We start from the raw sequence: 7,393 nt of genomic DNA on the forward strand, positions 1-7,393 counted from the left end.
AACTTTTTGACAAAATAAACAATTTTTATAAATATTTTATTGATTATTTAGTCAATTACAGCCAGAATTACACGGCAGCATGTGCTGTGATCACTAGAGGTAATCACCTGACATATGGAATGGATCATGGATCCTACAATCTGGATTGGTTTATCCACTCTGGTTGTACTTGAAATCGTCCTTGGTATTGATAATATTGTTTTTATAGCCATTCTTGCCGAGAAACTTCCGTCACATCAACGAGATAAGGCCCGTATAACTGGTCTTGCATTTGCATTAATTACCCGAATTTTATTATTAATGATAACGGGTTGGTTAGTTACTCTTAACACGCCATTATTTTCAAAATTTGGTATTACTTTCAATGCTCGTCAATTAATTATGTTTATTGGAGGGATATTTTTGCTTTTCAAAGCAACGATGGAACTCAATGAACGCCTTGAAGGCTCTGCCCATGAAGAAGGAAAACCAAAAAAAACTTCACATTTTTGGACAGTTGTTGCCCAAATCGTGGTACTTGATGCCGTATTTTCCTTAGACTCAGTAATAACCGCTGTAGGTATGGTTGAACATATTCCAGTAATGATTATTGCGGTTTGTATTGCTATTGGCATTATGATGGTTGCCAGTAGACCTTTAGCTCATTTTGTCAACTCACATCCAACTATTGTCATTCTTTGCTTAAGCTTTTTACTGATGATTGGTTTTAGTTTAGTTGCAGAAGGGCTAGGATTTGTTATTCCTAAAGGTTATTTGTATGCAGCGATTGGCTTCTCAATTATGATTGAGTTTTTCAATCAATTGGCTATTTTTAATCGTCGTAAAATATTAAATAAAAAACCATTACGTGAACGTACCGCCGAAGCTGTTTTGCATTTACTTAAAGGTGATGCAGAAGAAGATCCTGAAACTCACACTATTGATGTGATATCAGATAATAACAAAAAAGCCTCCGTATTTAATCACCAAGAATTGAACATGGTCGAACGGGTACTGGGTCTAGCTCAACGCTCGGTCAGTAGCGTTATGACATCACGATTAGATGTTGATATGGTAAATATTAATGATGACCGTGAAATCATATTAAAAGAGATTTTTGATAATCCACATTCACGTTTAGTTGTCACTGATAATGCCTCAATTGATGAACCATTAGGTATTATTCAAGTAAACGATCTATTAAAAGATATGATCCAAAGCAAAAAACCCATTGATATTCATTCACTGATAAAACAGCCACTTATCTTCCCTGAGACGGTATCTTTATTAGTTGCGCTAGATCAATTTAAAAAGGCTAAAACTCACTTTGCATTTGTAGTGGATGAATTTGGTTCAATGCAAGGTATTGTCTCTGTGACAGACATTATTGAAACCATTGCAGGTGATTTTCCAACAGAGGAGGAGGAAATTGATGCTAAACATGATATTCAATGTGTAGATGATCATAGCTGGATTGCTAATGGCTACATCCCTGTTGAAGAATTAGTTCGTTTTGTGCCAATTCCTATTGACGATAAACGCGAATATCATACTCTGGCAGGACTGCTCATGGAAAAAGCTCAACATTTACTTAATGTTGGTGAGACAATTCAAATTGGCGATTATCTATTCGAAATTGCCGAGATAGAAAGTCACCGTATTCTTAAAGTCAAAATTACTTTGAATAAACTTGATGCTGTATCTGAGTAGAACACTGCCTAGCGCATTGCGCGGAGTAGAATAACGCTTGACCTAAATAAATAACAAGCAATAATTATGCGGTAAAATTTCTTTTTAAAAGATGTGGAGTAATAACGCCTCATCTTTTTTATTTTTTCCTTTTGGTAAAAAATAAATAGTACAACGTGAAATACGTTCATTCTTGACAACCAAAATTGGGCTTTAACTTATGAATTCAATATTCGAAAAAATATTTCAATTGAAAGAAAAAAAAACAACTGTCGGTACTGAAATTATCGCTGGTTGCACCACTTTTCTTACCATGGTCTATATCATCTTCGTCAATCCTTCCATTTTATCTGCATCCGGTATGGATACGTCTGCTGTGTTTGTATTAACTTGCGTCGTTACAGCCTGTGCCACTATTTTAATGGGTTTATTTGCCAATTTACCCATCGCTTTAGCTCCAGCCATGGGACTTAACGTCTTTTTTGCTTATGGAATATGTGGCGCAATGGGTTACTCATGGCAAATAGGTATGGGAGCGATATTTTGGGGATCACTTGTATTTTTTGCATTATCATTATTTAAAGTTCGCCATTGGTTAATTGAACACATTCCACCATGCTTACGCATAGGTATTAGTGCAGGTATCGGATTATTTATTGCTTTTATGGGCTTTCAAAATATGGGCATTGTCGTTTCTTCGCCAACAACACTATTGACCATGGGGAATATTTTATCGCTAAAAGTATTACTCGGTTCATTGGGTTTTTTTATTATTATAATTTTAGCTGCTCGTAACTTTCATGCTGCAGTACTTATTTCAATTTTTGTTGTCACGATATTGGCACTTTGGTTAGATCCAAATATTAGTTATCAAGGTATAGCATCCATCCCACCAAGTGTAACATCTGTTGTCGGTCATGTTGACCTTGCTGGTTCTTTTAACATCGGTATTATGGGTGTTATCTTCTCGATTATGATTGTCAGCTTATTTGATTCGTCTGGAACCATTTTGGCATTAACCGATAAAGCTGGTATTTGTGATGAAAAAGGCCGCTTTCCAAAAATGCGTCAAGCGTTATTAATTGATAGTTTTAGCTCATCATTAGGTGGCTTATTTGGTACGTCATCTGTATTGACCTATATTGAAAGCTCTTCAGGTATCTCTGTTGGTGGTCGTACAGGCTTAACCGCTGTGATTGTTGGACTCTTATTTTTAATGATGACCTTTTTATCACCATTAGCTCATCTTGTGCCAAGTTATGCTACTTCAGGTGCGCTTATTTTTGTTGGAATCTTAATGGTTTCAAGCTTAGTTAAAGTCAATTGGTCAGATTTAACCGATGCAACACCAGCATTTATTACTGCCTTAATGATGCCATTTGCCTTTGCTATTACAGAAGGAGTTGCCCTTGGTTTTATCTCTTATGTCGTATTAAAAACCTGTACAGGTAAATTTAAAGAACTCAACTTATGTGTTATTATTTTTGCCCTATTATTTGCTTTAAAATTTATCTTCATTGATCATCATTAATTCAATTTTATTTCTACCGTTTTGTAACGGTAGAAATAATCCAATCGGTTATCCTCACCTAGCTTGCTGTTCATTGAACTTATTAGTGGGATTTTAACCAGTTATTCTAAATTTGAAATTAAAATTAGGTTAAAAAATCTGAATTATCAATATTTAACATTTTGCCAATGTATCATTACACAAAATTATTTTCGATCAAAAATCATCAGGTAATTTGCATCCAACATAGCTGATTCAGAGACCACAATATTATTAAATGCAAAAACGCAATTGGACCGATTCATAATTAAATACCTAAGATTCAGTTTCAGAGATATAAATATTCCAGTAAATATTAATTAATTTTAGCAATACTCCTAAAAATGTATCGATCGTAGATATTATTTACATTAAATAATAAAACAACTTTATGTAATTCATTCTTCACTATTCATCATTATTAGGCATTAAATAATATGTTCATAACCAGTATACTATTACTGTTTTTTAACGTAATTTGAGTACAATCATATAATGTTAACCGACATTGAATAAAACAGATCACTTTTGCAAAAAATACGATTAGCTCGAATTAACTTTTCACTACCTTTATAACCATTAAACAAACATAGTAACATCAAAATAAGTATAAATTGTAACAGATGCATTTCATCCACAAAAAGGGTAACAAAATAAAATTAAAACTTTTTTATTATTTCTACTTAATACTAATAAAATTTAATTGAAACAGGCAAAGAACTTGTGGTAATACTTGACATTATGGCTGTTGAGGTCTAGAATCTTGCGACCCAAAACTTATATACATAGTTTTTGGTCTACAGTTATTAATTACGTATCTAAAAAGCAATTTTAAATTTATTTTAATTAATCAGGAGCTTATTAATGGCAACAATTAATCAGCTGGTACGCAAACCTAGAGCACTTAAGGAAGTAAAAAGTAACGTTCCTGCTCTTGAAGCATGCCCGCAAAAACGCGGTGTTTGTACACGTGTTTACACTACTACACCGAAAAAACCAAACTCAGCATTACGTAAAGTATGCCGTGTACGTTTAACCAACGGTTTTGAAGTAACTTCATATATCGGTGGTGAAGGTCACAACTTACAAGAACACAGTGTGATTTTAATCCGCGGTGGTCGTGTTAAAGATTTACCTGGTGTTCGTTATCATACTGTTCGCGGTGCATTAGACTGCGCAGGTGTTAAAGATCGTAAACAAAGCCGTTCTAAATACGGTGTGAAACGACCTAAAGCTTAATGGGACTCCGTTAAGTAAGGCCAAACTAAATAATTCCATTTAACTCAGTTGAGTTTTGGGTAAACCTGAAAAATTTATAACATATAAACGGAGTATTCCAATGCCACGTCGTCATGTTGCTGGTCAAAGAAAAATTTTACCTGATCCGAAATTCGGTTCAGATTTGCTGGCGAAATTTGTAAATATTTTAATGATAGATGGTAAAAAATCTATCGCAGAATCAATCGTATATTCAGCTCTTGATAAATTAGCTGAGCGTAGTGGAAAAGACCACTTAGCAGCTTTCGAAGTTGCATTAGATAACGTAAGACCAACTCTAGAAGTTAAGTCTCGTCGCGTTGGTGGTTCTACATACCAAGTTCCTGTTGAAGTGCGCCCTGTTCGTCGTAATGCACTTGCAATGCGTTGGATTGTAGATGCGGCACGTAAACGTGGCGATAAATCAATGGCTTTGCGCCTAGCGAATGAACTTATGGATGCTTTTGAAAACAAAGGTACCGCTGTGAAAAAACGCGAAGATGTTCATCGTATGGCTGAAGCTAATAAAGCGTTTGCACATTATCGTTGGTAATTTTCACCATTCAATTACATGGTTGAGAATTAGGCTGACAGTCTCTACCGACTGTCAGTCAACCTAAATGATATTTTATTAAGCAAACGATTCTAAGTAGAGGATTAATATGGCTCGTACAACCCCTATAGTACGCTACCGCAATATTGGTATTAGTGCACATATTGACGCAGGTAAAACAACAACAACTGAACGTATTTTGTTTTATACTGGTGTAAGTCACAAAATTGGTGAAGTTCATGATGGCGCAGCTACCATGGACTGGATGGAACAAGAACAAGAACGTGGTATTACTATCACTTCTGCTGCAACAACTGCATTCTGGTCTGGTATGGGTCAACAATTTGAACCACACCGTATCAACATTATCGACACCCCTGGACACGTTGATTTCACCATCGAAGTAGAACGTTCTATGCGTGTTCTTGATGGTGCAGTAATGGTTTACTGTGCGGTTGGTGGTGTTCAACCTCAATCAGAAACAGTATGGCGTCAAGCAAACAAATATAAAGTTCCACGTATTGCTTTCGTAAACAAAATGGACCGTATGGGTGCTAACTTCTTACGTGTTGTTGATCAAATCAAAACTCGTTTAGCCGCGGTACCTGTTCCTTTAGTTTTACCTATCGGTGCTGAAGAAGGCTTTACTGGTGTAGTTGATTTACTTAAACGTAAAGCAATTAACTGGAATGATGCTGATCAAGGCGTAACATTCACTTATGAAGATGTGCCTGCTGACATGGTTGAGCAAGTCGAAGAATGGCGTGCTTACTTAATTGAAGCTGCAGCAGAAGCAAGTGAAGAGTTAATGGAAAAATACCTTGGCGGTGAAGAGTTAACTGAAGAAGAAGTTAAAGCTGCATTACGTGAACGCGTACTTGCTAATGAAATCATCTTAGTTACTTGTGGTAGTGCATTTAAAAATAAAGGTGTTCAATTCATGCTCGATGCAGTTATTGAATATCTACCTGCACCAACTGATGTACCTGCAATTAAAGGTGAATTAGCAAATGGTGAAGCAGCTGAACGTCATTCAAGTGATGATGAACCATTCTCATCATTAGCATTCAAAATTGCAACTGACCCATTTGTTGGTAACTTAACATTCTTCCGTGTTTACTCAGGTGTTGTAAACTCAGGTGATACTGTTCTTAACTCTGTTAAAGACAAAAAAGAACGTTTTGGTCGTATCGTTCAGATGCACGCTAACAAACGTGAAGAAATTAAAGAAGTTCGCGCGGGTGACATTGCTGCCGCAATCGGTCTTAAAGATGTGACTACTGGTGATACTCTTTGTGCTGAAAGCGCACCAATCATTCTTGAAAGAATGGAATTCCCTGAACCGGTAATCTCAGTTGCAGTAGAACCAAAAACCAAAGCTGACCAAGAAAAAATGGGACTTGCTTTAGGTCGACTAGCACAAGAAGACCCTTCATTCCGTGTTCATACAGATGAAGAATCAGGTCAAACCATTATTTCTGGTATGGGTGAGCTTCACTTAGAAATCATCGTTGACCGTATGAAACGTGAATTCAAAGTGGAAGCAAATGTTGGTAAACCACAAGTTGCTTACCGTGAAACCATTCGTAATGAAGTTGAACAAGAAGGTAAATTTGTTCGTCAATCTGGTGGTCGTGGTCAATATGGTCATGTATGGTTAAAAATCAAACCATTGGAAGCTGGCGGCGAAGGCTACAAATTCAATAATGAAATTGTTGGTGGTGTAGTTCCTAAAGAATACATTCCTGCAGTTGATAAAGGCTGTCAAGAACAAATGAAAAATGGTGTTCTTGCTGGTTACCCAATTGTTGATGTTGAAGTCACTATCTTTGATGGTTCTTACCATGATGTTGACTCATCAGAAATGGCATTTAAAATTGCTGGTTCAATGGCATTTAAAGAAGGCTTCATGAAAGCAAAACCAGTGCTTTTAGAACCAATTATGAAAGTAGAAGTTGAAACTCCAGAAGATTATATGGGTGACGTAATTGGTGATTTAAACCGTCGTCGTGGTATGATCGAAGGAATGGACGATACAGCTACTGGTAAAACAGTTAAAGCACAAGTTCCACTTTCAGAAATGTTTGGTTATGCAACAGATCTTCGTTCTCAAACACAAGGCCGTGCTTCTTACTCTATGGAATTCTTAAAGTACAATGAAGCACCAACAAATATTGCTACAGCAATTATAGAAGCTCGTAAAGCGAAATAATTTTTATATAAATAAAGTAACACTTCCCTTTTATTGAGAAGGGAAGTGATTTAATAAAGGAACATTAAGATGTCTAAAGAAAAATTTGAACGTACAAAACCCCACGTTAACGTTGGTACAATCGGCCACGTTGACCATGGTAAAACAACTTTAA

The 7,393-nt window shown here is 36.1% G+C and carries 6 protein-coding genes; all 6 read left to right on the forward strand.

Going from position 1 to position 7,393, the window contains the following annotated elements:
• Positions 1 to 114 precede the first annotated feature (114 nt).
• The gene (locus J3U13_RS11010) at positions 115 to 1,689 is read left to right on the forward strand and encodes a TerC family protein (RefSeq protein WP_416380258.1); all 1,575 of its coding nucleotides are present in this window, start codon (positions 115 to 117) and stop codon (positions 1,687 to 1,689) included.
• Positions 1,690 to 1,888: 199 nt separating this feature from the next.
• A complete protein-coding gene (locus J3U13_RS11015) occupies positions 1,889 to 3,199 on the forward strand; it encodes an NCS2 family permease (RefSeq protein ID WP_267342086.1) in 1,311 nt (436 codons plus the stop codon).
• 882 nt (positions 3,200 to 4,081) lie between these two features.
• Entirely contained in the window at positions 4,082 to 4,456 is a 375-nt protein-coding gene (rpsL, locus tag J3U13_RS11020; RefSeq protein WP_025316630.1) for a 30S ribosomal protein S12, read from the forward strand.
• Between the two features lie 100 nt (positions 4,457 to 4,556).
• Positions 4,557 to 5,027, forward strand: coding sequence for a 30S ribosomal protein S7 (gene rpsG, locus J3U13_RS11025; protein ID WP_065737965.1), 471 nt, complete (start codon positions 4,557 to 4,559; stop codon positions 5,025 to 5,027).
• A 109-nt stretch (positions 5,028 to 5,136) separates the two neighbouring features.
• A complete protein-coding gene (fusA, locus tag J3U13_RS11030; protein WP_267342091.1) occupies positions 5,137 to 7,239 on the forward strand; it encodes an elongation factor G in 2,103 nt (700 codons plus the stop codon).
• A 69-nt stretch (positions 7,240 to 7,308) separates the two neighbouring features.
• On the forward strand, positions 7,309 to 7,393 hold an 85-nt coding region (locus J3U13_RS11035), incomplete at its 3' end, for a GTP-binding protein (RefSeq protein ID WP_010312103.1).

Origin of the sequence: Gilliamella sp. B2887, from assembly GCF_026537015.1 — a bacterium.
In the GTDB taxonomy this organism is placed as follows: Bacteria; Pseudomonadota; Gammaproteobacteria; order Enterobacterales; family Orbaceae; genus Gilliamella.